This is a genomic window from Methanosarcina spelaei (assembly GCF_002287235.1).
Taxonomy (GTDB): Archaea; Halobacteriota; Methanosarcinia; order Methanosarcinales; family Methanosarcinaceae; genus Methanosarcina; species Methanosarcina spelaei.
Window position 1 is genome coordinate 1 of sequence record NZ_LMVP01000295.1, and the last position, 1,166, is coordinate 1,166.

At 33.5% G+C, this 1,166-nt stretch carries 1 pseudogene; it reads left to right on the plus strand.

Going from position 1 to position 1,166, the window contains the following annotated elements:
* Window positions 1-58 precede the first annotated feature (58 nt).
* Window positions 59-1,150 (plus strand): annotated as a pseudogene (locus ASJ81_RS13155) (IS1 family transposase).
* Window positions 1,151-1,166 lie beyond the last annotated feature (16 nt).

The window sequence follows — 1,166 nt, forward strand, 5'->3', positions numbered from 1 at the left end:
GGTGCTCCACTATTATATAGTTGATATTTATATATTAGATATAATATAATAATATTTAATGGGTAAAAGAGGACCAAAACCAAAATTCACTGGCGTTTCTGTCCAAACAAAGATTGTAAATTTCATGGTATTTCTGGAAAGAATAATATCGTAGGTAACGGCACATATCAAATCAAGAACAGGAGTGTTCATAAATACATCTGCCGCGAATGCGGCAGAGTATTCAACGATCGAACAGACACTTTCTTTGACAATCTTCGTAAGGATGAATTCATCATTAAGTTAGCTTTGAAAATGGCTATTAGAGGAATGTCAAATGAAGGTATTGCAGATGTGCTGGAAATTCAACCAGTTACAGTCAGTAACTGGTTATCTCGTGCAGCAAAACAATGTGATAACGTAAATGAAGATTTGATGAAAGATATCAATGTTTCTAGAGTTGAGATGGACGAGCTGTGGGTAATAATAAAAAAAAGTTGCTCCAAGAAGCAAAGTTGAAGATGATGGAGCATGGATGTGGGTAAGCTTTGCACCTGAATCAAGGCTAATAATTGATTTTAAAATTGGACCAAGAAAACAGTATGTAGCAGACGAACTGATAGAGGGTACAGATAAACGTCTTTCAGATTCAAAACCCATTTTCGTTACAGATGGATTAAAGTTCTATTCTGAAGCTCTTTTGAAAAAATACGGAGAATGGATGGAGTTTCCTAGAACAGGAAAGAGAGGAAGACCAAAGAAACCAAGATTAGTATCCAGTAAAAACCTGAAATATGCTCAAGTTATCAAAAATAGAAAATGGAAGAAGCTCCATAAAGTTGAAAAGAAAGTTGTTTTCGGTGAAAATATTGATCAAAAAAGAATATCAACGAGTTTACTGGAAAGACAAAACCTAACTTTCAGACAAGACAACAATAGAATCTCAAGGAAAACAATAGGCTTTTCCAAGAAAACCAAATACTTGTTCAACCAAATGAAGCTTTATATTACTCATTTTAATTTTTGTAGGAATCATATGGGATTAACAAAAGAAAAGGAAGATGGAGTCTTTGAGAAAAAGACGCCTGCACAAGAGTCTGGAATTACTAAGAAAAAATGGTCACTCACAGAATTATTAAATTATAAGTCGACAAAAATATCAACTAATTAATAAAGGAGCACCTATT